Source organism: Brevibacterium aurantiacum (assembly GCF_003932995.1).
GTDB lineage: Bacteria > Actinomycetota > Actinomycetes > Actinomycetales > Brevibacteriaceae > Brevibacterium > Brevibacterium aurantiacum.
Map to the genome: position 1 here is coordinate 1,178,065 of NZ_CP025333.1, position 25,044 is coordinate 1,203,108.

Annotated in this window: 23 protein-coding genes and 2 pseudogenes; 15 read left to right on the forward strand and 10 right to left on the reverse strand. The window is 59.3% G+C overall.

Annotated elements, in window-relative coordinates; genetic code table 11:
* The first annotated feature begins 862 nt into the window (after positions 1-862).
* Positions 863-1,069 (forward strand): hypothetical protein, encoded by a 207-nt coding sequence (locus tag CXR25_RS05425; protein ID WP_069599747.1) that lies wholly within the window; start codon positions 863-865, stop codon positions 1,067-1,069.
* Between the two features lie 614 nt (positions 1,070-1,683).
* On the opposite strand, the gene CXR25_RS05435 is transcribed toward CXR25_RS05425, so the two are convergent.
* On the reverse strand, positions 1,684-3,075 hold the full coding sequence (locus CXR25_RS05435; RefSeq protein ID WP_035279248.1) for an IS1380-like element ISBli4 family transposase: 1,392 nt from the start codon (positions 3,073-3,075) through the stop codon (positions 1,684-1,686).
* A 151-nt stretch (positions 3,076-3,226) separates the two neighbouring features.
* On the opposite strand from CXR25_RS05435, the pseudogene CXR25_RS05440 reads away from it, so the two are divergent.
* From CXR25_RS05440 to CXR25_RS05465, 6 genes and pseudogenes are all read left to right on the forward strand, one after another.
* A pseudogene (locus CXR25_RS05440) lies at positions 3,227-3,607 on the forward strand (transposase); the annotation flags it as partial.
* Between the two features lie 471 nt (positions 3,608-4,078).
* Positions 4,079-4,396 (forward strand): hypothetical protein, encoded by a 318-nt coding sequence (locus tag CXR25_RS05445; protein WP_125178027.1) that lies wholly within the window; start codon positions 4,079-4,081, stop codon positions 4,394-4,396.
* 250 nt (positions 4,397-4,646) lie between these two features.
* Positions 4,647-5,201, forward strand: coding sequence for a copper resistance CopC family protein (locus CXR25_RS05450; RefSeq protein ID WP_083248683.1), 555 nt, complete (start codon positions 4,647-4,649; stop codon positions 5,199-5,201).
* A 70-nt stretch (positions 5,202-5,271) separates the two neighbouring features.
* The gene (locus tag CXR25_RS05455) at positions 5,272-5,844 is read left to right on the forward strand and encodes a copper chaperone PCu(A)C (RefSeq protein ID WP_180959285.1); all 573 of its coding nucleotides are present in this window, start codon (positions 5,272-5,274) and stop codon (positions 5,842-5,844) included.
* Positions 5,841-7,061, forward strand: coding sequence for a Dyp-type peroxidase (locus tag CXR25_RS05460; protein WP_069599728.1), 1,221 nt, complete (start codon positions 5,841-5,843; stop codon positions 7,059-7,061). The genes CXR25_RS05455 and CXR25_RS05460 overlap by 4 nt, the downstream gene beginning before the upstream one ends.
* 22 nt (positions 7,062-7,083) lie before the next feature.
* Entirely contained in the window at positions 7,084-8,517 is a 1,434-nt protein-coding gene (locus tag CXR25_RS05465; RefSeq protein WP_069599729.1) for a PepSY-associated TM helix domain-containing protein, read from the forward strand.
* Between the two features lie 292 nt (positions 8,518-8,809).
* Here CXR25_RS05465 and CXR25_RS05470 read toward each other — a convergent pair whose 3' ends face one another.
* The 3 genes from CXR25_RS05470 to CXR25_RS18790 form a co-directional block, all read right to left on the reverse strand.
* The gene (locus tag CXR25_RS05470) at positions 8,810-10,084 is read right to left on the reverse strand and encodes an IS256-like element ISBli2 family transposase (protein ID WP_009882371.1); all 1,275 of its coding nucleotides are present in this window, start codon (positions 10,082-10,084) and stop codon (positions 8,810-8,812) included.
* A 413-nt stretch (positions 10,085-10,497) separates the two neighbouring features.
* Positions 10,498-10,662 carry a helix-turn-helix domain-containing protein gene (locus CXR25_RS05475; RefSeq protein WP_113717727.1) on the reverse strand — a complete coding sequence of 55 codons (165 nt, stop codon included), beginning with the start codon at positions 10,660-10,662 and terminating at the stop codon, positions 10,498-10,500.
* A gap of 14 nt (positions 10,663-10,676) precedes the next feature.
* Positions 10,677-11,354, reverse strand: a complete 678-nt coding sequence (locus CXR25_RS18790; RefSeq protein WP_308298045.1) for an ATP-binding cassette domain-containing protein — start codon at positions 11,352-11,354, stop codon at positions 10,677-10,679.
* 163 nt (positions 11,355-11,517) lie between these two features.
* Here CXR25_RS18790 and CXR25_RS19340 point away from each other — a divergent pair, with 163 nt between their 5' ends.
* The gene (locus tag CXR25_RS19340) at positions 11,518-11,994 is read left to right on the forward strand and encodes an integrase core domain-containing protein (RefSeq protein ID WP_096158426.1); all 477 of its coding nucleotides are present in this window, start codon (positions 11,518-11,520) and stop codon (positions 11,992-11,994) included.
* Between the two features lie 73 nt (positions 11,995-12,067).
* Here the strand turns inward: CXR25_RS19340 and CXR25_RS05490 are convergent, their stop codons facing one another.
* From CXR25_RS05490 to nrdI, 5 genes are all read right to left on the reverse strand, one after another.
* Positions 12,068-13,486 carry an alanine--tRNA ligase-related protein gene (locus CXR25_RS05490; RefSeq protein ID WP_205676751.1) on the reverse strand — a complete coding sequence of 473 codons (1,419 nt, stop codon included), beginning with the start codon at positions 13,484-13,486 and terminating at the stop codon, positions 12,068-12,070.
* A gap of 198 nt (positions 13,487-13,684) precedes the next feature.
* Entirely contained in the window at positions 13,685-14,257 is a 573-nt protein-coding gene (locus CXR25_RS05495) for an NADPH-dependent FMN reductase (protein ID WP_069599731.1), read from the reverse strand.
* A 43-nt stretch (positions 14,258-14,300) separates the two neighbouring features.
* Entirely contained in the window at positions 14,301-15,326 is a 1,026-nt protein-coding gene (gene nrdF, locus CXR25_RS05500; protein ID WP_083248685.1) for a class 1b ribonucleoside-diphosphate reductase subunit beta, read from the reverse strand.
* A 30-nt stretch (positions 15,327-15,356) separates the two neighbouring features.
* Positions 15,357-17,513 (reverse strand): class 1b ribonucleoside-diphosphate reductase subunit alpha, encoded by a 2,157-nt coding sequence (gene nrdE / locus CXR25_RS05505; RefSeq protein WP_069599732.1) that lies wholly within the window; start codon positions 17,511-17,513, stop codon positions 15,357-15,359.
* Positions 17,510-17,959, reverse strand: coding sequence for a class Ib ribonucleoside-diphosphate reductase assembly flavoprotein NrdI (nrdI, locus tag CXR25_RS05510; RefSeq protein WP_151505493.1), 450 nt, complete (start codon positions 17,957-17,959; stop codon positions 17,510-17,512). The genes nrdE and nrdI overlap by 4 nt, the downstream gene beginning before the upstream one ends.
* Before the next feature lie 580 nt (positions 17,960-18,539).
* Here nrdI and CXR25_RS05515 point away from each other — a divergent pair.
* The 7 genes and pseudogenes from CXR25_RS05515 (at position 18,540) to CXR25_RS05545 (ending at position 24,309) form a co-directional block, all read left to right on the forward strand.
* A complete protein-coding gene (locus CXR25_RS05515; protein WP_009882358.1) occupies positions 18,540-19,463 on the forward strand; it encodes a metal ABC transporter substrate-binding protein in 924 nt (307 codons plus the stop codon).
* Entirely contained in the window at positions 19,460-20,200 is a 741-nt protein-coding gene (locus tag CXR25_RS05520; protein WP_009882356.1) for a metal ABC transporter ATP-binding protein, read from the forward strand. Before CXR25_RS05515 ends, CXR25_RS05520 begins: the two co-directional genes overlap by 4 nt.
* Positions 20,197-21,090, forward strand: a complete 894-nt coding sequence (locus tag CXR25_RS05525) for a metal ABC transporter permease (protein ID WP_009882354.1) — start codon at positions 20,197-20,199, stop codon at positions 21,088-21,090. Before CXR25_RS05520 ends, CXR25_RS05525 begins: the two co-directional genes overlap by 4 nt.
* A 53-nt stretch (positions 21,091-21,143) precedes the next feature.
* On the forward strand, positions 21,144-21,233 hold the full coding sequence (locus CXR25_RS19345) for a hypothetical protein (protein WP_420807964.1): 90 nt from the start codon (positions 21,144-21,146) through the stop codon (positions 21,231-21,233).
* 158 nt (positions 21,234-21,391) lie between these two features.
* Positions 21,392-22,941 (forward strand): annotated as a pseudogene (gene istA, locus CXR25_RS05535) (IS21 family transposase).
* Positions 22,938-23,684 (forward strand): ATP-binding protein, encoded by a 747-nt coding sequence (locus tag CXR25_RS05540; RefSeq protein ID WP_125240458.1) that lies wholly within the window; start codon positions 22,938-22,940, stop codon positions 23,682-23,684. The pseudogene istA and the gene CXR25_RS05540 overlap by 4 nt, the downstream one beginning before the upstream one ends.
* 10 nt (positions 23,685-23,694) lie before the next feature.
* Positions 23,695-24,309 (forward strand): metal-dependent transcriptional regulator, encoded by a 615-nt coding sequence (locus CXR25_RS05545; RefSeq protein WP_114385228.1) that lies wholly within the window; start codon positions 23,695-23,697, stop codon positions 24,307-24,309.
* 18 nt (positions 24,310-24,327) lie between these two features.
* Here the strand turns inward: CXR25_RS05545 and CXR25_RS05550 are convergent, their stop codons facing one another.
* Positions 24,328-25,014 carry a metal-dependent transcriptional regulator gene (locus CXR25_RS05550; protein WP_029416765.1) on the reverse strand — a complete coding sequence of 229 codons (687 nt, stop codon included), beginning with the start codon at positions 25,012-25,014 and terminating at the stop codon, positions 24,328-24,330.
* Between the last annotated feature and the right edge of the window lie 30 nt (positions 25,015-25,044).

A 25,044-nucleotide genomic window follows, 5' to 3' on the forward strand; every position in this document is an offset into this window, starting at 1 on the left:
CTGACACTATGTCGGCTGTGGCCTTGAGCGCATCCCCCGTAAATATGAAATTTGGGCAGTTTCAGTCAGACCCGCTGGAGGGAGTGGGGGCACAGGGTGGGGCCAGTTCAGGCCGTCAGGGTGGGGCCAGTTCTAGTTGACATAGCCAGGCATTTCCGGGAATGGGTGCGTGTCGCGATCATCGCTGTGGTTGTGTGGGTGAGTCTCAACGTTTCAGACCGGTGGAGAGACCGCACTCGAAAATCGCAGAGATTGCAGCCCTGATACTGGGGAGAGAGCCCGAATCAATCCTTTACCCGTCCTCGTATACCGTCTTAGAGATGTCCCGAACTCGTGCGGGTCCACCCATGGCGGGACCGGATCTTGATGATCAGGGCCATCAGTAGAAAAAGTACGGCGGTCAGGGGGGAACATGAACGCGGCGAACACCCACACAAGCGTCCCTCCAATTCCGGTCGAGTCGTAGTACACGGCCTGAGCAACTGAGAGGCTGCTTAACTGGTGGGCGAAGACCAGAGCGAATCTGGTTTGGAACCATTCATATGCCGATCTTGGCACACTCGTCGTAGAGTCAGGGCCGTGACGGGAATTGTCGCGATCACGATTGAACGCTCGCGGCGGAAAGTGACCGCCCGCAGGACACTTTGTGCAGGTGAAGGCAAGAAATACGTGTGCCCGAAGGGGCCCGCGTCCGTTTTCAACGGTTTCGAAAGCGGATTGACTGCCCGGCGTTGCGCCACTGAATCTCGGCAATGCACCTCTTCTATCGTGCTCATGCGATGTTTGCGCACACTATAGAATGAGCCTTATCGCTTTCAACTAATGAGGCAGAGCCCGCAGATGCACCGAAAGGATCGAGCATATGGAAGGCTTTGGATTCGTCGAATCGAGCTTTGGCGTCCTTGGCATGCTGCTGACACTTCTGCCAGTGTTTGTCTTTCTCGTCATCGTAGCGGGCATCGTAATTGCGACTGTCTGGATCACCAAGTACCTCAAGCGGCAGGAAGCTGACCGCAAAGAGATGCTCGATCTCATGCGCAGGCAGGTTTCCAGAAAGCAAGATTCGTGAGTAGCGATCGCTTATCCGTCGTGCTGATCATTGCGGGCCTGTTCGCACTCCTAGCTGGTTTTGTCACTGGCCTTGCAGTCTTCTCAACAATGTGGATCCTCCTGGGCTTCGGTGTCGCTCTCACACTCATCGCCACGAGTTTCATTATCTCGGTCTTGAACCAGCGGCCTTGGGAGGCTAGAGGGCGTGACCAGCTGCGCCGGCTGAACACCATAGGGACGGCCCTGCTACTCGCGGGACTCACATGTGCCGCTGTGGTCGGGATCGCTATCTCGGGGTTCATCGTTCTCGTTGATGGTACAACTCTGCAAAGCAGTCCTGCGCAGGATGCATTGGTGTGGGTTGGTGTCATTGCGGCGGTCCTGGGAGTAGTTGGGTTTGTCTGCGCCGCGGTGGTGAAGTTCGGCATTCGCTTTATCCGCACACCGAGTAGTAGGTCTTAGCCTTGATCCACCGATTCGGTTGATTCTTGGCGGTTCGTTCGGGTTCGAGTGCGAACGCGGCGCGAGGGCAGGAAGTAGTGTCCCGGTCTCTCACCGGTCTCTTCCACATAGATGATTCCCCGGGGTCTCCTCCAGACCCTGCGGCGTCGTGCTCGAGCAGGAGCGAATCGGTCAGGACAATGATCGTGTAGGTGGGCTCAGAGCCGCGTGCCAGAGTCGTGCGAATTCCGTCGCCCACGGCCACCGTCTCGGCAGGTGCACAATCAGCTTCCTGGCCCGGTGAGCAATCCGGGCCGGGATGCCGATGATCCGTGTCCGCAGCGTCTGAGCGCGCACTTTGCTCATCCGTCCACCGATGAGTCCGGCAGCAGCCCGCAGCAGGTTGTGTGTGATCGCTGCGACTGCTACCCAGGCGGCGTTGGCGTTGAACACCCCAGAGGGCATATGTGCCAGGGCACCGTTCTTCAGCTCCGCATTGATCTGCTCGATGATCGCGTGCTTGCGGTGGATGTGATCAGCAGCGACGGTGTCGAAACGGTCTTTGTCCACCGTGGTGAAGAACGCGTGATAGCGGAACAAGTCGAACAATGGGTCCTGCCCGGCAGTGCGTTTGGTCTCGTTGAGTTCAGGGATGCGGCGGACCACCAAGCGGCCGGCGGCGTGCAGGGACTTCTTCTTCGAGGTGAATGCGGTGAACGGGACCTCGGCGACTTCGGCCTTCGAAATCCAGGCCCTGGTCTCTTCGTCGTAGATCGCTTCGGGGTATTCGATGCCAGTCCATGCGCCGTCGCTGATTGTTCCGATCGCTGCTTTGACCTTCTTGTCCATGCGGACCGTGATCGATACTTCAGCCCCGGCATCCCGGGCGGCTTTGGTCACAGTCGAGGAGTAGTACGCCGAATCAGCCCTGACCAGGGCTGGGAGGCCGGAGTTGATTCGGGTCGTGGTGGCCAGAGCGTCGGCGACGAACTTGTCAGCACCCCGGGCTGACGAGGTTGAGCCCTTGCGCAGGCGCTGGCCGACGATGATCTGGCCGGAGTCGCCCGTCGATGCGGTCGCCAACAGTGCGTTGAGGCCACGACTGCCTTGGTAGCCGAATCCAGCTCCCTGCTTCGACGCGGAGTGGACATCGATGACGGTGTCGTCGACATCGACGAACACCATCGCTTGTCCAGTGTCTTCGCTGGCTGGTAGCAGCGGTGTGTGCTCGTTGAGGTTGGTCAGGAAACGGGAAGAGATCGCGTCGAGTTGCCGGACGTGGCCGAAGGCGAACGAGCGCAGGAACGACCCCAGGGTCGAGGGCGCGTAGACACGATCGAAGAGGTGTTGCATGCCGCCGTGGCGGAGGATGTTCATGTCATCGATCGAGTCGGCCCCGGCAGCCATTCCCGCGACCAGGGTAGCCAGTTTCGGTGCCGGGTTCGCGCCCTTGTCGGCTCCGGTGGTGGTCACGGTCAGACGGTCTTCGGCGAGGTCTGGCAGGCCCGCCATCTGGGCGAGGCTCATGATCGGGACGAGCCCGGTAGTGGCCGTCAGGTTCGCATCGTCGAAGGAGTGAGACACAGACGCGGGTGTGTGGTTGAATAGCACCTGAGAGGTGCCCCTTTCTTGAACGGGAATGTTGACTTCGAACATCATCATTTTCCCAGTTCAGAAGGGGCATTTCCATTTCACGCGCGGCTTGATCCGGCTACTCGCATCGGTGGATCAAGGCTTAACGTCTATGCCGGGAGTCGGCGTTAAGACCGCGTCCCAGATCCTCCTGGCAGCCGGTGATTTCTCTGCGTTCAAGACTGCCGGGCATTTGGCGGCGTATGCCGGGGTCGCGCCGGTGACGCGGCGGTCGGGGACTTCGATTCGGGGCGAGTTCCCATCAAGGGCGGGTAACAAACGGTTGACAAACGCACTGTTCCACTCAGCGTGGGTGGCGTCGTGTCATGATCCGTTATCGAAGGCGTATTACGAGCGGAAACGGGCTGAGGGGAAGCGGCATGATGCTGCGGTGATGTGCCTGGCTCGTCGCCGGCTGAATGTAATGTTCGCTATGGTCAAGGCCGGGTCCTTCTATGAAGCGAAGACCCCAGTTGCTGCTTGACAATGAATGTAACGGGTGGGCGAGACCGAGCTGCCGCAGCACCTTCGTTTCCGGCGCCTCGATCGGAGGGTGGTCTGCTTCTGAACAATTATCGGATCACGCCAACTGGCCGCGGACCCGTGAATCTGGGAAGATACTGGCATGTCGATGAATGCGAGACGCACACGCACCCTCAGGGGTGTTGGTGCCGCCGTCTTCGCATCGTTTACCGCTCTGGCATCCCACATCATCGCCGGCGGGTCGGCACCAAACGTTTTCGGCATGACGGTCGTCATTGCCTTGTCCGTATTCGTGTGCGTGCTCCTAGCTCGATCGTCCCTCTCATTGTGGAGACTTTCAGCGTCGGTCATAGCCAGCCAGGCAATGTTTCACTGGATGTTCTCAGTCCTCGGCCACGGACCAAATATGCGCCAAGAACCGTCGTCGATCGCAGCCGATTCGCTGGCTTCAGGCCACCATATGATGCACTCCATGCCTGATTCCGCGATGATGCCATCCGGCCACGCGGGCATGGACCACTCGCTGACATCACCGACGATGCTGGCCTCACACCTACTGGCAGCCATGCTCACGATCGCCGTGATCTACCGATTCGAAACAATCCTGGCAAACATCAACCAACTCATCAGTCTCATCTGGTCACTGATCGTCGCCATAGTATCGATCCCTGTCGTTTTCACCGGTATCGCTCGGGTAGACCGGGCGTGCGCACAGCCCCGTGTGGTTGGTTCTCAAAACGTCGACCGTTCACCTGTCCTCAGGCGTGGTCCGCCCGTGTTCGCGCTCTGAACCCACTACTTTCACTTCTTCCCGCTGATTTTGCGGGCGATTCTTCCTCACCGTTATCCCGGTGCTCTTGCAGCCACCAAACTCGATTGTTGGTGTCCAAGAGTCTCGGTTGACGGGGCGCGTCCTGGTATATGTGAGTTGTATAGACGTGGGTTCGGAGCTTTCTCACGATCAGATCGTTTCTGTCTTGGAAGGTCCTCCCGTGATTCGTCCTACTCGTACCATTTTCACGACGACCGTGATTGGTTGCTTGCTCATTGCCGTTTTCGCTGCCATGGCGATCCACTGGGTCCCATCAGGGCCAGCTGCCGCTCACGACCAGCTCATCAGCAGCACCCCAACCGCTAGTGAAGAACTCGATGCCTCACCCGATGAGGTGACGCTCGAGTACTCCGCTGAAGTGATGACCATGGGTGCTGAGTTGCGCCTGACCGATTCGGCCGGGAAGCAGTACTCGGTCGATGAAGCGAAGTTCGAGGGAACTCGTGTTGTCGCTGGTATCAGTGAGGACCTGCCCGACGCAGCCTATTCGCTGGCCTGGCGGGTGGTGTCGTCGGATGGTCACCCCATCAGTGGTGTCGTGCCATTCACCGTCGGCGACGCCCCAAAGGCCTCCGCGGAAGACACCTCGGCTGAGTCTTCGGCCCCGAGTCAAAGCGCTCAACCTGCCTCCGAGGGTGCAGACAACGCGCCGAGCTTCCCCTCCTGGGTGCGGCCCGTTCTCGTGGCGGTCATCGGCATGGGGTTGGCCTTCGGGATCTTCGCTTTCGTCACTCGCACCAGGAAACAGCGACATAACGACTGATCAGCCGTTTTCAGCAACGCTCGACTGACCGTTGCGTGACCACTTCTTTTACTCTTTGAAAGGCACTACCGTGCGTAAACACACCCTGATTTCTACCGCTATCGTCTCAACGTCTCTCCTTCTCCTCTCCGCTTGCGGTGGCGGTGCCGAGGCTGAATCGACGGAGACGTCTGCTCCTGTCGCTGACTCTGTCGAGGTTACCGATGCGTGGGTCAAAGCCGCCGACGATGGCATGTCCGCGGCTTTCGGCAGCATCGAGAACACCGGATCGACGGATGCGACGGTTGTCTCGGCCGAATCCCAGGCCTCGACCGCGCTTGAACTCCACGAAACCGTGGAGAACGAATCCGGCGAGATGGTGATGCGGGAAAAGGAGAACGGATTCACCATCACTGCCGGCCAATCATTGGCACTGGAACCTGGTGGGAACCACATCATGCTCATGGACCTCACCGACCCGATTAAAGCAGGTGACGAGGTGGAGTTCACCCTGACGTTCTCCGATGATTCGACACTCGAGTTCAGTGCGCCCGTGAAGGACTATGAGGGCGCGAACGAGAACTACGAATCGGGTGATGACGAGGCCGGTGAGCACGAGGGACACGATATGGAAGACATGGACCACAGTGGTGGGAGCAAATGACTCCTGCTGAACCGGGTGCGGGTTGGTCTAGGCGACGCCTCCTCATCGGGGGAGGCGTTGCCGGGGCCGGCGGTCTGGCCGCCCTCGGCGCCGACTACGCCAGCAGGCGGGCACGAGCAAGCGGAACAGACGAATCACCATCACTTAACGGTGAGGTCCGCATCCCCTTCTACGGAGCCCACCAGTCCGGCATCACCGTAGAACCTCAAGCCCATGCTACGTATGTGGCACTGAACTTGAAGAAGGGCGTGGCCAAGAAGGATCTGGCGCGGATGCTCAAGACCATCACCGACGACGCTGCGCGCCTGACTCAAGGGGTTCCAGCGTTAGCCGATTCGGAACCGGAACTGGGAACCGTGCCGGCCCGGATGACGGTCACCTTCGGATTCGGCCCGAATCTCGTCGCCCGAGTCGCTGGGGATGCGGCCCTGCCGGAATGGTTGGGCTCGTTACCGGAATTCGGGATCGACCAGCTTGAGGACCGGTGGTGTGACGGTGATTTGTTACTCCAGTTCAACGCTGATGACCCTTTCACCATTGCCCATGCTGTGCGGATGCTTCTCAAGGACACCCGCTCCAGTGCGGACGTGCGTTGGGTGCAACGAGGGTTTCGCCGCGCCCAGGGTTCGGAGAAGTCGGGGACGACGATGCGTAACCTCTTCGGGCAGGTCGATGGAACGGTCAACCCGCAACCTGATGACACTGATTTCAAGGAACTTGTGTGGAATCGGGATGGGTGGATGACTGGTGGGACCAGCATGGTTATTCGACGGATCGCGATGAATCTGGACAAATGGGATCGCTTGGACCGGCCTGGACGGGAGCAGTCAGTAGGGCGCAATCTCGCGAATGGTGCCCCGCTGACGGGAGTCAACGAGCATGACGAACCTGACTTCACAGCTCTGACCCCGGTTGGTTTCCCGGTGATTCCCGAGTTCTCCCATATGGCCAGGGCGAGAACCCCGGATCGGTCCCAACGGATCCATCGTCGCGCCTACAACTACGACGACGCTCCGGAGCCCGGGAAGATCTCGAACTCGGGGCTTCTGTTCGTCTCCTACCAGGCCGATGCCACTGCACAGTTCGTTCCGATCCAGCAACGCCTCGACGAACTCGACCTTCTCAACGAATGGACGACCCCGATCGGATCCGCCGTCTTCGCCATTCCACCCGGGTGTGACGAGAACGGATTCATCGGCGACACCCTCTTCGACTGACTGATTTTCAAAGGACTATTACATGACTATCTTGACCACAGAACCAGCTGAATCTCCATCGTCTCCACCGACCTCACCGCCACCTCACCGGGGGTGGTTCGGGCAGTTCCTCAGACGACTGCACTTCTACGCCGGTATCTTCGTTGGACCGTTCATTCTCATCGCTGCGATCAGTGGCGCCCTGTACGCGGTCAGCCCCCAGATCGAGAAGGCCGTTTACGCACACGAACTCTACGCCCCGAAGGCCGACACGTATCTTCCGTTGGCCGAGCAGATTGACGCAGCCAATGCATTCATCGGCGGTGGCGCGACACTGTCCGCAGTGAGACCGGCCCCGAAAGAAGGCGACACGACGCGGGTGATGTATGCCGATGACTCCCTTGGAGAAAGCGAGAGCCGAGCGATCTTCATCGACCCGGCAACCGCGGAAGTCCGAGGAGATCTCACTGTCTACGGCACCAGTGGAGCCTTGCCACTGCGAACGTGGCTTGATCAGCTCCATCGCAGTCTCCACCTCGGCGATGTGGGTCGTCTCTACAGTGAGCTCGCCGCTTCCTGGTTGGGCATCATCGCCGTGGCCGGTCTCGGACTATGGGTGATGCGGGCAGTGAAAACGCGAAAGGCGAAGGAGATGCTCCACCCGAGCTTCAAACGCAAGGGCCTACGCCGCACGTTCTCCTGGCATGCCTCTGTCGGTGTGTGGGCTGCGATCGGGATGCTGTTCCTGTCTGCGACCGGTATCACCTGGTCCCAATACGGCGGTGAGAGCGTCAATAAGATCCAGACAGCCATCGACTGGACGACCCCGGCCGTGAGCACATCACTCGACGGTTCCGCACCTGCTGGTGGTGAACATGCCCACCATCATGGTGGGGGAGCACCAGCGGAACCAGTTGGGGATGGGCCGAATCCGGCAACGTTCGATTCTGTGCTCTCGGTCGCGCAGGATGTCAATGTCAACACCGGGCTCGTGGAGATCAAGCCACCCGAGGATGAGAACTCGGCGTGGGTCGTTAGTGAGATTCAGCGCAGCTTCCCCACCGAGGTTGACTCGGTCGCGGTCAACGGTACCACCATGGAGGTTGTCGATCGCACCGACTTCAAGGACTTCAACATCGGGGCGAAACTCACCCGGTGGGGAATCGACACGCACATGGGCAACATGTTCGGGCTGCCCAACCAGCTTGTTCTCTTTGCCCTGGCTTCAGGGATCGCGTGCATGGTGGTGTGGGGTTATGTGATGTGGTGGCAGCGCCGGCCCAAACACGACACCAACCGCAAGTTCGGGGTGACCCCGGCTCGTGGCGTGCTGCGACGGTCACCCTGGTGGGGAATCGTCTCGGTGGTAGCGGTTGCTGGGTTCGTGGCGTGGTTCCTGCCCGTGCTCGGCGTCAGCTTGATCGGCTTCATCCTTGTAGACCTGATCCTAGGGTGGCGCGCGCGAAGCAAAAAATAGGAAGCTGGTATTCGCCAGGGCGATAGCGTTGCTGTCGCCCTGGCGAAGATCAGAGTCAAACAACTGTTTACTGTTTCACACTCGAATGCACAACAGCGAAATCGAACAGAGGGTGAAACGGGAGAGTTAATCTCTGCGCGCGGTGGTTCATGGTCGCGAATGAGCGCTGCCAATAGACCGCCGCTCATCGAAGCATCTTGCAGGCAATAAGAGTACGAGGTCAAGTCCCTTTTCGTGGTGTTCTTCGGTAGTTCCTTTAACTTGGTATTAAGCAGCGGGGTCGGGCTACGAATCACGCGGTCAGCGGCATCACCACCCCGACCGGGTCGACCTCGGTCTGCCCATGCAACACCGTCACGAGTTTGCGCATCGAGATCTCCGACAAATAGCGTCTCTCACCGTACTGCCATTCCTCGTGCTGTTCCTGCAACACGGCCCCGATCAACCGAGTCACCGACTCCCGGTTCGGAAAGATCTGAACGACATCAGCACGGCGTTTGATCTCCCTGTTCAACCGCTCGATCGGGTTATTCGACCAGATCTTCTGCCAATGCTGCCTGGGCATGGACACGAACGCCGTCAAATCGACCTCGGCGGACTCGAGCATGTCGGCGATGTCGGGAAACGACGCCCGCAGACTCTCAGCGACTTGCTTGTACTGGGCAATGACGGCCTCGGCTGTGGTCTGGGCGAAGATCGTTGAGATCAACGCGTTGACCGGCTTCGAGTGCGCACTGCCAAGGCGCTGAGTGACGTTACGAGCGAAGTGGACTCGACACCGCTGCCACCCAGCACCGGGCAGGATCGCTTTGACCGCGGCCTTGATCCCCGAATGAGCATCAGAGATCACCAGCGCGACCCCTTCGGGATCAGTCTCGGTGCTCACCTTCAACCCCCGCTCACGCAGCCCACGCAGGACCTGTGTCCAGAAGTCCGTGGACTCGGCATCTCCGACACTCATGGTCAGGATCTCCCGCCTGCCCTGTGATGAGACACCCGTGACCACAGCCACGGCCTGAGACACGACACGACCCCGGTGGCGGACATCGACATAGGTGGCGTCGACGAAGAGGTAGGGAAACCACGTGTGATCGAGTCGACGGGCCAGGAACTCGGCCACTGCCTCGTCGATGTCGGCACAGATCCGCGACACCGTCGACCGAGAGATCCCGGACTCGTTGCCCAAAGCACGCACAAGGTCATCGACCTTCCTCGTCGAGACTCCGTCGATCCAGGCCTGGCAGATGACGGCGTAGAGGGCCTTATCGACCCGCCGACGGGGATTGAGCAGGGACGGGAAGAACGAGCCTTTCCGTAGCTTCGGGATCGCCAGGTCGACTTCTCCCGAGGGAGTTGCCAGGGTCTTCTTCCGCGACCCGTTACGGCGTGTTGAACGGTCTTCGCTGCGTTCGTAGCGGGCGGCACCGATCGTGGCGGTGGCTTCGGCTTCGATGAGGTCCTGGAGGCCAGCTTGGAGCATTTGCCTAAACACGTCGGAGTGGGCGAGGTCAGGGTCGGTCAGGACTTGGTTGATCAGGGTCGACACGGCAGAATTGGGGTCAGCCATCGTGGGATGCCTTTCGTGAGGTTCTTGGCGGAACTACTAGCGGGATCCCACGATGGTTCTTCACATTTTTGGGGGTGAAGTCCCTGGTGGGAATGCCACCACTCTATGGGACTCACCCGAGTACGATTCGTTGTCGGTCAAGATCGATCGATTTTGACCCACACACAAGGTTGAGGGTGATTTAAAGGCTGGAGCGCCAGTGTTTCTGGTTCCAGAAACAAAGAAATGCGGAACATGGTGGAATTCGATCCACAGCAGTGCCCTACTGAGCGCCACAACCCCAGCGACGATCCCTGTTCCCAACACAGCTGCAAGAGCGCCGACGAGGATCTGACCAAGATATCCGCGCGTTTCTGCCATGGGACTGGTTAAAGCATCGATCGATCGGGGTATGGCCAACGTGTTCACGAAATTTATCGGCAAGTGGCATAGTGACTGACCACTTCACGCACGCCGATCCGCGCCGGCACCGAAGCTCCGGAAAAGCAAAGCTCCTGCGCAGCGGCCCCGATGCTTCCGTTTTTCACCACGGCAAGATAGGCCTCAAGATCGATCCTCGTGGCCGGCACCAGATCCATGTCACCATCGTCAGTCAATCGAGCGCACATAACGTGAGTTCGGCATCAGCGGCCAGGGCGAGCCGGTACTCATCGTCGCTGATGAGCAGGACCACCGCACCGGCGGCGACTGCGCGGATCTCCTCGGCGATGGAAGTAAGGTGGCGACGGTCGACGCCGGAGCTGGGTTCGCCGAAGACGACAATGCGGCGGCCAGCAACACAGGCGGCGACGACCAGGCGCTGTTGTTGACCCCCGGAGAGCGCGAGCGGGTGGCGTTGGGAGAGGTCGGTGAGGCCGAGAGCACTGAGTACTTCGCGAAGATCAGGGGCGTTGGTTGCGCCAGTGTCCGCGAGTTCGATCTCAGCCATCACACTTTCAGTGAATAACTGTCGTTGAACGTCCTGCATGACGATCGCGCTCTGCCGTAGTCTTCTTTTCCGACTCAGTGATCGATCGCCCATTGACACAGTGCCTCCGCAGGCCTGCAGGCCTGCGATAATTCGGGCCAGTGTCGATTTTCCGGCACCTTTGACGCCTCGGATCGCACTCACCCTCCCAGCAGGGAAGGTAACACGGTCGATATCGAGCACCGTTCGACCACCGAGACGGCAGCGAATACTTTGAAGAACGAGAGACCAATCGACGTAGTCGGGCTCGTCGACGCGGGATGCTACGCCTCTTGGCTTGACGCTTGGCCCCTGTGCGGACACCCGTGGGAGACTGACGGTGCTGACCGACCCGTGCAGTCCCTCTCGAGCGAGGTCGTCATCGGCGTTTGGGTAAACTGACTCCGGTTGAATACGCGCTTGTTCACCACAAGGCTGTCGCTCTGGCGGCGTAAACCCCGGAGTCAACTAAACCGTCAGCAATTCCATGTCGCGTTCGTCGCCGACGTGTTCAACCGCGAGATCGTCGGCTGGCAGGTATCGCGGTCGCTACAAACCGAGTTGGCCCTCGACGCTTTGCAGATGGGAATCTATCAGCGCAAACGTGCAGGTGGCGACCTGTTCGGGCTGGTGCACCATTGGGACCGCCCAGTATCGCGCAATCCGATATGGCGAGGCCCTAGCTGGGCAAGACGCCGTCGCTTCTGTCGGGTCTAAAGTCGATTCATACGATAATGCCCTCACCGAAACGCTGAACACACTCTATAAGGCCGAACTCATCCGGAACAAGGGTGCCTGGAAAGGCATTGATGATGTCGAGCTCGCCGCGGCGGAGCGGGTGCACTGGTTCAACACGTACCGGCCTCACCGGAGCACTTGGTGTAGCGACTCCCTCTGCGTTCCGATCAGACTTTTTCAGTGCGCTGCCGCGGGCTGCGTAGCTCGTGCACGAGCCGATGATTAGAGAACTCTCCATCAAACCCGGTGCTTGAGAGCCTAAAGTTTCGTCAATCGTTCAACCGCCAACCTGAGGTCAGTCATTGGACGGGGCCTTTGCGCGAAACGGTTGTTCGGGACCGAGCGCGCTGTTGCTGCATATATCGGTCAAAGGTGTCCCTCCATTGCGGACAGAGGCTGTAACCAGAATGGAGTACTTCCTCCACCGCGAGTTCGGTGGGGAACCCGAACGTGTCATACAAGGTGAAGATATCCTTCCCAGTCATCCCCGTTGGGCCTCGTCGGTGGAGTTCTTCCAAGCCCTTGCGAAGCGTGCGCAGGAACACGCGTTCTTCCTTCTCCAAAACCGTCATGATCGTCTTGTGCTGCGTGTCTAGTTCCGGATAGTTGTCATTGTAGAGGACGGTGATTACCGAAACTGTGGTGGGCAGAAAGAGCTTTTGAATTCCGATTGCCTGCCCATACCGGATCGCCCGACGTACCAGTCGGCGCAGCACATACCCGCGTTCTTTGTTCGCCGGCCGCACCCCGGCCACGATCATGAACACTGCTGCACGCAGGTGGTCGGCAATCACACGCATGCCAACTGTCGCGTCCCGGTATGAGCGGCCGCTGAGCTTCTCCAAGTGTTCGATGATAGGGCGAAGGGCACTGATTTGGAATATGTCCGGGTCGTCGTTCGCAGCCGCAGTGATCCTTTCCAAGCCGCCACCAAAGTCGACATTGCGGTGAGTCAGCTGGGTGAAGGTGCCGTCGGGTTGGCGTTGATATTGCATAAACACCTGGTTCCCGATCTCCATGAATCGACCACTTTCGCTAGCCGGATGTGGCAGACCATGGGTCGGGTCGTGGTGCTCAGGGCCGAAGTCGAAGAATACTTCACTGTCGGGCCCACAAGGGTCCCCAACCGGAGTGCCAGCCAGCCCCTTACCTCGGCTCCACCAGTTTTCCTCGTCGCCATAGAAGAAGATGCGTTCCCCGGGACTGATGCCACGGGCGTCCCCGTCGGATTGGGTCCCGATCACCGCGACCTGGGCTTCAATTCCGGCGTCGGCGAACACTTGCTTCCAGATCTGCGCCGCTTCCTCGTCACGTGGGACACGTGCCGAAACATCGCCGCCGAACACGGTGACATACAAACGGTGGGGATCCAACCCGACAATGCGGGTCAAGAAATCGAAGAACCAGCGGATCTGCTGCTCTTTGAAGTAGTCACCGAGGCTCCAATTCCCTAGCATTTCGAAGAACGAAGTGTGTCGATTGTCGCCGACTTCAACCATGTCCTGTGCCCGTACTGCTGGTTGGCAGTTCGCCAGCCGCAGACCCGAAGGGTGCGGCTCACCCAGTAGGTATGGCATTAACGGTTGCATGCCGCTGCCGGTAAACAAGGTGGTGCCATCTTCTTCCGCCACGAGGCCACTGCGTGGAATGACGGTATGACCGCGTCCCTGGTAGTAGTCAAGGAAAGCAGTGCGGATATGCTGTGCGCGCAAAGGCATAGGTGATCGCTTCCTGAAGTAGGTGAATAGGCAATTGCTCGGACCGAAAGGTTCTGCCCGCCGTGCGATCAAGTTCGGGACCGCCACTACCGGGACAGATCCGGCCCGACGAGTGGCGAGGACTATCGACGGCCTCCTGGCTACAAAGGTCTTCAACGGCGGTGGAGAGTACCAGCTCGTCAGAGCCAGAATCTACCTTCACCCGCGCGGGTGGGCGTAAACGAGCTCGGTGAACCGTTGCACGTAGTTCTGGAGGAACTCCACAGTCGTCTCAGCAGCGATAGCCCCGTCCTCATCAAACAAGCTCGGCGACTGGCCGAGAAACACTTCCGGTTGGCCAGGGGTAGGCATGTCGAAGTAGGACAGGGCCAGGCGGAGGTTCTTCTGCGAACTGTAGCCGCCCATGCGGCCCACGGAATGGCTGATGATCCCGGCCGGGAGGTTCTTCCACGCGACGTCACTGTTGGGCTTAGAGCCGATGTCGATTGCGTTCTTCAGGCAGGCTGGGATAGTGCGGTTGTTCTCAGCGGTTACGAATAACACGCCGTCGGAGGCTTTAATAGTCTCCCTGAAGTGCGTGTACGCCTCTGGGGTTGGTTTGTCGGAGACGTCGGGGTCGTCATAGTCGAAGTCGTAGAGCGGCAGGTCGCGGATTTCGACGATCTGCACGTTGTAGCCGTCAGGGAAGTACCTGATGACCTGGTGGGCGATCTTGCGAGCGTAGGAACCGCGGCGCAGACTGCCGATGATCACGGAGATGTTCTTGGTCATAAGGGGCCTTTCATAGTTGATGAGGATGGTCGGGCGACAAAAGTCAGAAGTCCCAGTCGGCGTCGCTGGTGTCTTCGCCCTTGCCGATGACGTAGGAGGAACCGGACCCGGAGAAGAAGTCGTGGTTCTCATCAGCACCTGGTGCCAGTGCGGCGAGGATTTCCGGATTGACTTCGGTCTCTCCCGGGCTGAAACGTGCAGGGTAGCCGAGGTTCATCAGTGCCTTGTTCGCGTTGTAGCGTACGAACACTGCCACGTCGTCCATCAGCCCCAGCGGCTCGTACAGTTCACCTGAGTAGGCGAGCTCTAGCTCGTAGAGGTCTTCAAGCAGCTCGTAGGTGAACTCGTGCATCTCGTTCTGCCGTTCAGATGCCTGATTCTCGATGCCTCGCTGATATTTGTAGCCGGAGTAGTAGCCGTGCACGGCCTTATCCCGCAGGATGAGGCGGATCATGTCTGCGGTGTTGGTCAGTGTGGCGTGCACGGAGAAATGCAATGGCAGGTAGAATCCTGCGTAGAGCAGCAGCGAGGACAGCAGAGTAGAGGAGACCTTCCGTTTGAGCGGGTCGTTGCCGTAGTAGTGTTTCAGTACCTTTTTGCACCGCTGCTGAAGCAGGTCGTTGTTTACGGCCCACCGGTAGGCGTCGTCGATCTCCGGAGTGCTCGTCAGGGTGGAGAACACCGAAGAGTAGGACCGGGCGTGCACCGACTGCATGAACGCGATGTTGGTGTAGACGGCCTCTTCGTGTTCGGTGCGAGCATCCTGGATCTGACAGATCTCCCCGACTGTGGCTTGCACCGTGTCAAGCATCGTCAGCCCGGTGAAGACACGCATAGTGAGAGTTCGTTCCTTCTCGGTGAGCCTCTGCCAGGCGGGGATGTCGTTGGACAGTGGCACCTTCTCGGGTAGCCAGAAGTTCGCGGTGAGCCGGTTCCATACCTCGAGGTCTTTCTCGTCGCCGACGCGGTTCCAATTGATCGGTCGCAGCCTGGCCAATGGGTCGTGGCGGTATTTGGGCGGGGTAACCGAGGTCTCGGAGAGCGGGCAGGTGGGGTTAGTGGTCGTCATGCGGGTTCCTTAGGTATGGGCTGGATTGGGTCAGAGTGTGCAGGAGACGCAGTTCTCGATCTCGGTACCTTCGAGTGCTGGTTGGCGCAGTCGGATGTAGTAGAGGGTTTTGATGCCTTTGCGCCACGCGTAGATCTGAGCGCGGTTGATGTCGCGAGTCGTGGCAGTGTCGCGGAAGAACAGGGTGAGCGAGAGCCCCTGGTCGACGTGTCGGGTTGCTGCGGCGTAGGTGTCGATGATCTTCTCGTAGCCGATCTCGTAGGCGTCTTGATAGAAGCCGACGTTGTCATCACTCATGTGCGGGGCCGGGTAGTAGACGCGGCCGAGCTTGCCCTCCTTGCGGATCTCGATCTTCGCCGTGACTGGGTGGATCGAAGCGGTCGCGTTGTTCACATACGAGATCGAACCGGTGGGCGGGACGGCCTGCAGGTAGGCGTTGTAGATTCCGTGCTGTTTCACCGACTCGCGCAGCCGTACCCAGTCCTCGCGGGAAGGGATGGTCACGCCTGCGTCTGCGAATAGTTCGCGCACCCGCTGAGTGGCGGGCAGCCAGTCATGTTGGGTGTATTTGTCGAAGTAGGAGCCGTCGGCGTAGGTCGAGTCCTCGAAGCCGGCGAAGGTCTTACCGCGCTCAATCGCGATTTGATTCGATGCGCGGATCGCGTGATAGGTGATGGTAAGGAAGTAGATGTCAGTGAAGTCAATGCCTTCTTCGCTGCCGTAGTGGATGCGCTGGGAGGCGAGGTAGCCGTGCAGGTTCATCTGGCCCAGTCCGATTGCGTGGCTGGTCTCGTTCCCGTTCGCCACGGACGGGACGGCATCGACGTTAGTCTGGTCGGAGACACTGGTCAGTGCCCGCACCGCGGTTTCCACGGTCGACCCCAGGTTCGAGGAGTTCATGGCCTGAGCGATGTTGAGTGAGCCGAGGTTGCAGGAGATGTCTTGGCCGATTTCCTGGTACCCGATAGCGGAGTCGTAGGTCGAAGGCGTGTTGGTCTGCAGGATCTCGGAGCAGAGGTTGGACATGTTGATGTGACCTGCCAGCGGATTGGCACGGTTGACGGTGTCTTCGAAGAGCACGTAGGGGTATCCGGACTCGAATTGGAGCTCGGCGAGGGTCTTGAAGAACTCTCGGGCGCTGACCGCGTTCTTTCGAATCCGCGGGTTCGCCACGAGCTCGTCATAGTGGTCGCTCACCGACAGGTCTGACAACGGCGTACCGTATTCGCGCTGCACGTCGTAGGGGCTGAAGAGGTGCATGTCCCGGTTATCCTTGGCCAGTTGGAAGGTCACATCAGGGATGACGACTCCCAGGGAGAGGGTCTTGATGCGGATCTTCTCGTCGGCGTTCTCGCGCTTAGTGTCGAGGAAGCGAAGAATGTCGGGGTGGTGGGCGTGCAGGTAGACCGCGCCTGCGCCCTGCCTAGCGCCAAGCTGGTTGGCGTAGGAGAACGAGTCCTCGAGGATCTTCATCACCGGCACCACGCCGGAGGCTTGGTTCTCGATTCGTTTGATCGGAGCAGCGACCTCACGCAGGTTCGACAGCAACAGCGCCACGCCCCCGCCGCGCTTGGACAGTTGCAAGGCGGAGTTTACGCTGCGACCGATGGACTCTAAGTTGTCTTCCACGCGCAGTAGGAAGCAGGAGACCAGTTCGCCGCGCTGGGCTTTCCCCGCGTTGAGGAACGTCGGCGTCGCGGGCTGGAAGCGACCGGAGAGCATCTCGTCGACCAGCCCGGTGGCCAGTTGCTCGTCGCCCTGACCGAGGTAGAGCGCGGTAGCGACCACCCGTTCTTCGAACCCTTCGAGATAGGTGGTGCCGTCGAAGGTTTTCAGAGCATACGAGGTGAAGAATTTGAAGGCTCCCAAGAAAGTGGCGAACTGGTGGCCCACGGAATGGGCGCGCTCGTGCAGTGCGCATAGAAATTCCGGGGTGTAGGCTTCCAGGAATTCGGACTCGTAGTAATCGTGGTCCACTAGCCACTCCAGGCGCTCGGCCGCCGAGGAGAAGACCTTGGTGTTCGGGACCACATGCTGGCGGAGGTACTCGGCGGCGGCCTGACGGTCCTTGTCGAACTGGATCGAGCCGTCGGGGGCGAACAGGTTCAGTTCGGCATTGAGCGCGTGGTAGTCTTTCCGCTCTCCGATGCCGGTGCGCACGGGAACCTCTGAGGCGATGGTGGTCATGCGGTTGTCCTCTCGTTGTTGGCCTGGTCCCAGAAGCGGTCCAGGCCGTTGTTGACGGTTTCGATGTCGCGCTGTGTGCCCAGCAGCTCGAAGCGGTAGAGCTCGGGCACGCGGCACTTGCGCGAGATGATGGGCCCGGCCAGGCAGTAATGCTCGCCGAAGTTCGTGTTCCCCGCGGTGATCACCCCGCGCAGCAGAGCGCGGTTGTCCGGGTCGTTCAGGAAGGCGATCACCTGCTTCGGAACCGCACCCGCCTGTTCCCCGCCGCCGTAAGTCGGCACGACCAAGACGAAGGGGCATGCCACTCGAATCATGCCCTCCAAGCGTGGGCGCAACGGTATGCGTACGGCAGGACGGTCGAGCTTATCGACGAATCGACGGGTGTTCTCCGAGACGCTGGAGAAATACACCAGGTCCGGCGATTCACCCTCGTGCAGCTCTCGGATCGGATAGGTCGTCTGTGGCCGCGGTCCATGCACCACTACAGCCCTCCTAGAACTAGAAACTCTTTTTGCCAAGCCTTCTGCGCGTACCTCAGTTGAGGCTTCTGAGGTTTCCCCGCCGTGCTTTTTGTAATTCGGTACACCAATACTATAGATTCGGCGTACCGAACTTCAAGCGCGACTCGGTGTCCGGCGCCCCAACCGAAAGGATTGATGATGAACGAGAGTGCACAACCGCAGGGCACCTGGATCGAAGCGATCACCGTGTTCGAGGAACTTCGCGCTGGCAACACCGATGGCGCTCTTGAAGTAGTGAGAACGTGCTCAGACGTCGAGCGGATGCTCGGATACCTCTTTCGTCTGACGTCCCTGTTTCTCAGGAGCGCACGCTCGGAGGACATCGACCACTTCATAGAAGCCGCACACCGGGCGGAACCTCCACCTACTCTCAGGTATCGATGAACGGGGCCGCCGGCGCCGGTTGCGATACTGCGCGATTTGAAGTCCGTCATATAAACGCTGAAAGCCCACTCTGTCGCAGTCTGAGCTTTTGAGAACATGAATCGAGAAATGAGTGATGGGAATGCAAATCAATTTGAAGTCGAAACTCGCTCTGATCTCTGCGTCGGCGCTAGCCCTGACAAGTTGCGGTGCTGGGAACGCGGAGTCGTCGTCGACCGAAGGTAAGCCTCAGGTGTTGACGACGTTCACCGTCCTTGCCGATATTGCCGACAACGTAGCCGGCGAACACCTGGAGGTGGAATCGATCACCAAAGTCGGTGCCGAGATCCATGGATATGAACCCACTCCCAAGGATGTGGCCAAGGCGTCAGAAGCCGACTTGATTCTTGACAATGGGCTGAATCTGGAGGCATGGTTCGAGCAATTCGTCGAACAGACCGACGCCCCGCATGAAGTCGTTTCCGAGGGTGTCGAACCAATCGACATTTCCGAGGACGCCTATGCGGGCAAGCCGAATCCCCACGCATGGATGAGCCCTGTCAACGTCCAAATCTATGTCGACAACATGGTCGATGCTTTCAGCGAGCTGGATCCAGATCACGCCGCCGACTTTCAGTCCAATGGAGAGTCGTACAAAGACGAACTTCAAACCGTTCAGGATGACCTTGTCGGTGAGCTGTCGACACTGCCAGACAAAGAACGAGCCCTCGTCACGTGTGAGGGCGCTTTCTCCTACCTCGCCCGGGACGCGGATCTCGACGAGCGCTACATCTGGCCTGTGAATGCGGAGCAGGAGGCAACCCCGCAGCAGATTTCCTCCACTATCGAGTTCGTCAAGCACAATGACGTTCCCGCAGTATTCTGTGAGTCCACCGTCTCGGACAAACCAATGCGACAAGTCGTTGACGCCACCGGCGCGGAGTTTGGCGGGACACTGTATGTCGACTCGCTTTCAGAAGCGGACGGACCTGTGCCAACATACCTTGAGCTCATTAAGCACGACGCTGACACCATCACTGAAGCTCTGACGGGTGGGAACAAGTGACTTCAGCAATCCGTGCTGACGGTGTCACAGTGCAATACGGCGACGTCAGGGCACTGGAGGATGTCAGTCTCGGAGTGGAGTTCGGTTCCGTGACAGGTCTGATCGGAATGAACGGGTCGGGGAAGTCCACTCTGTTCAAAACGATCATGGGACTGACCCGCCCGGTTCAAGGCACCGTATCGATCAACGGCAGGACACCGACGCAAGCACGGAAAGAAGGCTTGCTGGGATACGTGCCACAAAGTGAGGATGTTGACTGGACGTTCCCCGTCAGCGTCCGCGATGTCGTCATGATGGGCCGCTACGCGTATCAAGGATTCACTCGAAAGCCCACGTCGGCGGATCGTCAAGTGGTCGAACAGGCACTAGAACGCGTCGGGCTCCAGACCTTCGGTTCTCGACAGATCGGACAGTTGTCTGGTGGGCAGAAGAAACGCACATTTGTCGCTCGTGGACTTGCGCAAGGAGCCAACGTGCTATTGCTTGATGAACCCTTCGCTGGGGTAGATAAGAGCAGCGAATCGACCATCGTTCAACTGCTGCGTGAACTCGCCGATGAGGGGCACTGCGTGCTCATCTCCACTCACGATCTGCATGCTCTGCCACAACTGGCTGATGAGGCAATCCTTTTGCTGCAGTCAATCCTCTTTCAAGGTCCTGTCGCCGATGCTCTGCGCCCCGAGAACCTCTCACTGGCATTTGGTCTCGACATTCGAAGGGCAGAAGAATCCGAATGAACCTCTACAGTCTCGTCATCGAACCACTCCACTACGAATTCATGATCAGAGCACTGACCACCACAGTGCTCGCTGCAATCGTCTGCGCACTCTTATCGTGCTGGCTGATCCTGGTCGGCTGGTCTCTGATGGGTGACGCTGTTTCGCACGCAGTTCTTCCCGGGGTCGTCATTGCCTACATCGCAGGGATCCCCTTCGCCGCCGGTGCGCTGGTTTTCGGATTCATCGCAGTCGCAGCGATCGGCATTCTTCGAGGAACTAGTCGGATCAAGGAAGACGCTGCCATCGGCATCGTCTTTACGACCCTGTTTGCCCTGGGGCTAGTGCTGATCTCGACGACGCCGAGTCACACCGACCTCAATCACATCATCTTCGGCAACATCCTCGGCGTTTCGACTTCGGACCTTCGACAGATTGCGCTGCTTGCTGTCATCGCGTTCGCCGTCCTGATTGCCAAGCGCCGCGACCTGACTCTGTACGCATTTGATCCGACTCACGCTTACGCAATCGGCCTGTCGCCGCGGGTTCTCGGAGCGCTGCTGCTTGCACTCCTTGCTCTGACGACAGTGGTAGCACTTCAGGTTGTCGGTGTCATCCTGGTCGTGGCGATGCTCATCATTCCAGGAGCGACCGCCCACCTTCTCACCGATAGATTCAATCGAATGCTCCTCATCGCGCCCATCATGTCGGCGTTGTCCTCGGTGCTAGGGATCTACCTGAGTTACTGGTTGGATGCCTCATCTGGCGGTCTAGTTGTGCTTGTCCAAGGTGTCGTCTTCACCGGTGTTTACCTGTTCAGCCCCAGCCACGGGCTGATCGCCAAGTCGCGGCAACATCGCCGGACCAACGACCAGTGGAAGCGGCACTCGGCAGAGGCTCAAGTTCCGTGATCGACGAGTACCTCCGCGGTCTCTGGGAGCTGGAGGAGTCGAAAAACAAGTCCATGACCCGGGCCCAGCTTGCCGAGACTCTGCAACGCAGTCGGCCTGCAGTGACTCAGTACCTTCGAGTCCTCGCCAGTCACAATTTGTGAATATCCGTCTTGTTGGGGGCCGTCAATCGTGAGCTCGGGGGCCAGTTGCATGATCCCGCGATCGTGGACTTCGGGTCCAGCTATGGCGTTCGTGGGGGCCACGACTTATAAGCTCCTTTCACCGCGTGTATAGGGCACGCGGCGAAAGGAGAATATTAATGGTACGCAAGATCAGGGCCAAACTGGTGTTACAGCTTCGAGCCGAGGGACTTCTGGCAGAGCGATCGCTGGCTCCCAGGCAATGTCACGCAAATCGGTCACGCAGGTCCTCGAGGCCGCCGACGCTGCGGGACTCGGGTGGGATGATGTCAAGGACCGTGCTGACAGTGAAGTGTATGGCCTCCTGTTCCCGGGCCGCGGGGACCATGACAGCGTGTTCGCCCAACCTGACTGGAAGGCAATCCATAAGGAAATGGCCCGGGTCGGGGTGACGCTGAAGCTCCTCCATGGCGAGTACGCCGATGAGTGCGCTGCGGCTGGTGATCCGGCGATGAGTTATGACCGGTTCTGCCGCACCTATCAGCGCCACGTCCTCGTCACCGGTGCAGCTTCTCGTGTGGGACACAAAGCCGCCCAGACCATCGAGGTCGACTGGTCCGGTCCGACAATGCAACTGCACACGGGGGCAGACAAGCCGAAGACGGTCTATCTGTTCGTCGCGTGTCTGCCCTTCAGCAGATACGCATTCGTGCACCCGAGCCTGGACATGAGTCAGGACTCGTGGCTCCGGGCGCATGTGGCGATGTTCACCGCTTTCGGCGGTTCAACACCGCGGATCGTGCCCGACAATCTCAAGACCGGAGTCATCACTCATCCTCGCGACGGTGAAATCGTGCTCAACGACGCCTATCGGGAAATGGCTGCCCACTATTCGGCTGCTGTTCTACCGGGCAGAATCAGGGCACCAAAAGACAAGGCGAGTGTTGAAAATACTGTCGGACATGTCGCCACATGGGTGATCGCAGGGCTACGTGACCGGCGGTTCACATCGCTGCCGACGTTGACGGCCGCGATCGAGGAGAGAGTCTGCGCTTATAATGCTGAACCTTTCCAGAAGCGGCCCGGATCCAGGCTCAGTGTCTTCACCACGGAGGAGGAACCGCTGTTGACACCGCTGCCGCAGGTGGCCTACGAGATCAGTCAGTGGATCTATGGGCGGCGTGTGGCCAGGAACGGGCATGTGAGCTGGGCGCGCAACTATTACTCGGTGCCGTTTGAGCACATCGGATCCAAAGTCGATCTGCGCATCACCGACCGCAGCCTCGAAGTCTACCGCGGGGACCAGCGAGTCACGACTCACCTGCTGCTGCCAGAGACTGCGGTCAATGAGTATCGCACGAATGATGCTGGCCTTCCTGCTGGGGACAGATACCAGCCGTGGGACGCGGCCCGGATACGCCAATGGGCCGAGAGGATCGGGGCGTCGACGCTGGTCGTCATCAATCGCATCTTCGAGTCCGTAGCCATCGACGAGCAAGGACTCAACCCTGCCTTGGCGGTGTTGAGACTCTCCCGCCGCTACTCTGCCGACCGGGTCGAAGCCGCTTGCCGGATTACGCTGGCGGGGCCGGTGCGGTCGCCACGGTATGCGCATGTGCAACCGATCCTTGCCACCGGTCAGGACCAGACCAGACCAGCCCGGACCGAACCTGTCGAGCACGGCGGCTACGTCCGCGGTGCCTCCTACTATGCAGGAGGCACTCGGTGACCTCGATCGATACAGAGACCAAGCGCAAACTGCGCGAAATGGGCGCGATGGCCCTGCTGGAGGCACTCGAGTCCCAAGACGAGGATCTGACCATGGGAATGAGCTTCGACGAACGGTTGCGACTGGTCGTCGATGAAGCCCATTCGGTATTCAATCACGCCAAAATCGAGGGACTCATCCGCAGGGCCGGGTTGCGCTACCCGGCAGCCGACCTGCGTCAACTCGATAGGGTCGATGAACGCGGCCTGGATCGGAACGTGATCGCCCAGCTGGGGACCTGCAGTTTCATCGAGCGGGGCCAGAACGTCGTGTTCCAAGGGTTCACCGGTTCCGGGAAATCGTACCTGGGGTGCGCCTTGGCCAAACGGGCCTGCCAGCACCGGATCCGTGCGCACTATATTCGCATGCCTGATCTTGAAGAAGCTTGGGCGCAGGCGTTGGACAAACCGATGGGCACGACGAAGTTCTTGAAGAAGTACGCCGCGTTCAGCGTTCTCGTGATAGACGAATGGTTGCTCGATCATCCGGATGAGTCGATGCGCAGCATGCTGTTGGAACTGCTCGAACGCCGCTACGACTGTGCGTCGACGGTGTTCTGCACCCAGTATGCGAAGAAGGACTGGCATCAACGACTCGGGTCCGGAGTCCACGCGGATGCGATCATGGACCGGATCGTGCACAACACGGTCTGGGTCGAGACCGGCAGTCACAATATGCGAGAACATGCTGCTTTGAACCAGTGACGATGAGCTGATGGGCGGCCAGTGGCCCCGACGTCCACGGCTGCTGGCCCCCACAGGCAATATCGGTGGCCCCCAACCGCACGATCGGGTGGCCCCCAAAGCTTCAAATACTCATTTGGTCAGGCAGGAGCATTATGGGCCACTTTCATTGACCGACGCCGGCGCGTGCAGGGCGCTGTCGGCTGTGCGCGCAGAAAGAATTTGCCGCTGCCACCTCTTTACGATTCTCAGTGTTCCATGGCACCGCGTATTGAAAGAGGCATCGGTGATGGCAATGGCACTGAGCTCCGATGTCGTGGAGACGATGGCTGCTCTTGCCTGCAGCCCCGAGCTCGATCCCTATGGCAACCGAATACCAACAAAGGTAGACGATCTGCGACCGGGAGACGGCGAACCTCTCGCCGCTCTCCCGACTGCTCACCTACTTCAAGTTTCGAGAATTGGACGCGCCCCTGAGCATCTACTCTTCGAACTGGAGCGGAAGAACATCCTTCCGGGCACCCACATCACCCTCGAGAAACACCCTGATGGCCAGAGCAGTCTCACATTGGAGCCAGACGATAACGTTGTAGTCCTCAGCGACGATGCCTCCGAGTATGTCTACGCAACTTCAACAATTCAGTAGCGCCGTTCTTACGACAACTCACGCAGCAGAGCACGGGGATACCCACATGGCGTCGCTGGCCGTGCGCCCGAGCGTCACGCCAGCTCCATTGCCTCCCTCAAGGTGAATTACAATAGAATCAGAGAATGGAGGACCGGCTTCGGTGCTGAAATACGATCCGACATGAATGCCGTACTCAGCCAGAAACTGCAAAAGGTTGGGATCGGAATCCGAAATCCGCTCGACACGGACTCGGCTTCCCGTTCCGACGTGTGTCAATGGGATCGCAGCCGGGCGATCAATGGTTCCGTCTGCAGCTGGAATGGGGTCTCCGTGAGGGTCGCGATCGGGGTGGTCGAGATGTTCGGCGATACGGTCGACCATGAAGTCTGACACCGCATGTTCGAGGGTCTCGGCTTCGTTATGCACCTGGTCCCAGGTGTATCCGAGGACCTCGACGAGGAAGGTCTCGATGAGGCGGTGACGACGGACCATCGCAAGGGCATAGACTCGACCTTGTGCCGTCAGAGCAATTGACCCGTACGGCGTGTGCGCGACGAGCCCCTCGTCCGAGAGTTTGCGAATCGCGTCGGATGTCGTTGACTGCCTGACCCCAACCTTCTGGGCAAGCGCGGTGGTCGTGACGGGAGCATCAGACCACTCGCCCAAACTCCAAAGTGCTTTCAGATAGTTTTGGGCGCTGTCAGAGAGTTCAGTGACGGACATGGTCGAAGATTACCAAACTGTTCTATCCGT

What these genes read in the sequence shown, in the direction of transcription:
- CXR25_RS05515 (WP_009882358.1), top strand. Translation starts at nt 18,540, where the DNA reads ATGCAAATCAATTTGAAGTCGAAACTCGCTCTGATCTCTGCGTCGGCG.
- CXR25_RS05475 (WP_113717727.1), bottom strand. Translation starts at nt 10,662, where the DNA reads ATGGATCTGGTGCCGGCCACGAGGATCGATCTTGAGGCCTATCTTGCC.
- CXR25_RS19340 (WP_096158426.1), top strand. Translation starts at nt 11,518, where the DNA reads ATGTCGCGTTCGTCGCCGACGTGTTCAACCGCGAGATCGTCGGCTGGC.
- nrdE (WP_069599732.1), bottom strand. Translation starts at nt 17,513, where the DNA reads ATGACCACCATCGCCTCAGAGGTTCCCGTGCGCACCGGCATCGGAGAG.
- CXR25_RS05545 (WP_114385228.1), top strand. Translation starts at nt 23,695, where the DNA reads ATGGGCGGCCAGTGGCCCCGACGTCCACGGCTGCTGGCCCCCACAGGC.
- CXR25_RS05550 (WP_029416765.1), bottom strand. Translation starts at nt 25,014, where the DNA reads ATGTCCGTCACTGAACTCTCTGACAGCGCCCAAAACTATCTGAAAGCA.
- CXR25_RS05445 (WP_125178027.1), top strand. Translation starts at nt 4,079, where the DNA reads ATGCCTGATTCCGCGATGATGCCATCCGGCCACGCGGGCATGGACCAC.
- CXR25_RS05425 (WP_069599747.1), top strand. Translation starts at nt 863, where the DNA reads ATGGAAGGCTTTGGATTCGTCGAATCGAGCTTTGGCGTCCTTGGCATG.
- CXR25_RS05495 (WP_069599731.1), bottom strand. Translation starts at nt 14,257, where the DNA reads ATGACCAAGAACATCTCCGTGATCATCGGCAGTCTGCGCCGCGGTTCC.
- CXR25_RS05525 (WP_009882354.1), top strand. Translation starts at nt 20,197, where the DNA reads ATGAACCTCTACAGTCTCGTCATCGAACCACTCCACTACGAATTCATG.
- CXR25_RS05470 (WP_009882371.1), bottom strand. Translation starts at nt 10,084, where the DNA reads ATGGCTGACCCCAATTCTGCCGTGTCGACCCTGATCAACCAAGTCCTG.
- CXR25_RS05460 (WP_069599728.1), top strand. Translation starts at nt 5,841, where the DNA reads ATGACTCCTGCTGAACCGGGTGCGGGTTGGTCTAGGCGACGCCTCCTC.
- CXR25_RS05490 (WP_205676751.1), bottom strand. Translation starts at nt 13,486, where the DNA reads ATGCCTTTGCGCGCACAGCATATCCGCACTGCTTTCCTTGACTACTAC.
- CXR25_RS19345 (WP_420807964.1), top strand. Translation starts at nt 21,144, where the DNA reads ATGACCCGGGCCCAGCTTGCCGAGACTCTGCAACGCAGTCGGCCTGCA.
- CXR25_RS05465 (WP_069599729.1), top strand. Translation starts at nt 7,084, where the DNA reads ATGACTATCTTGACCACAGAACCAGCTGAATCTCCATCGTCTCCACCG.
- nrdF (WP_083248685.1), bottom strand. Translation starts at nt 15,326, where the DNA reads ATGACGACCACTAACCCCACCTGCCCGCTCTCCGAGACCTCGGTTACC.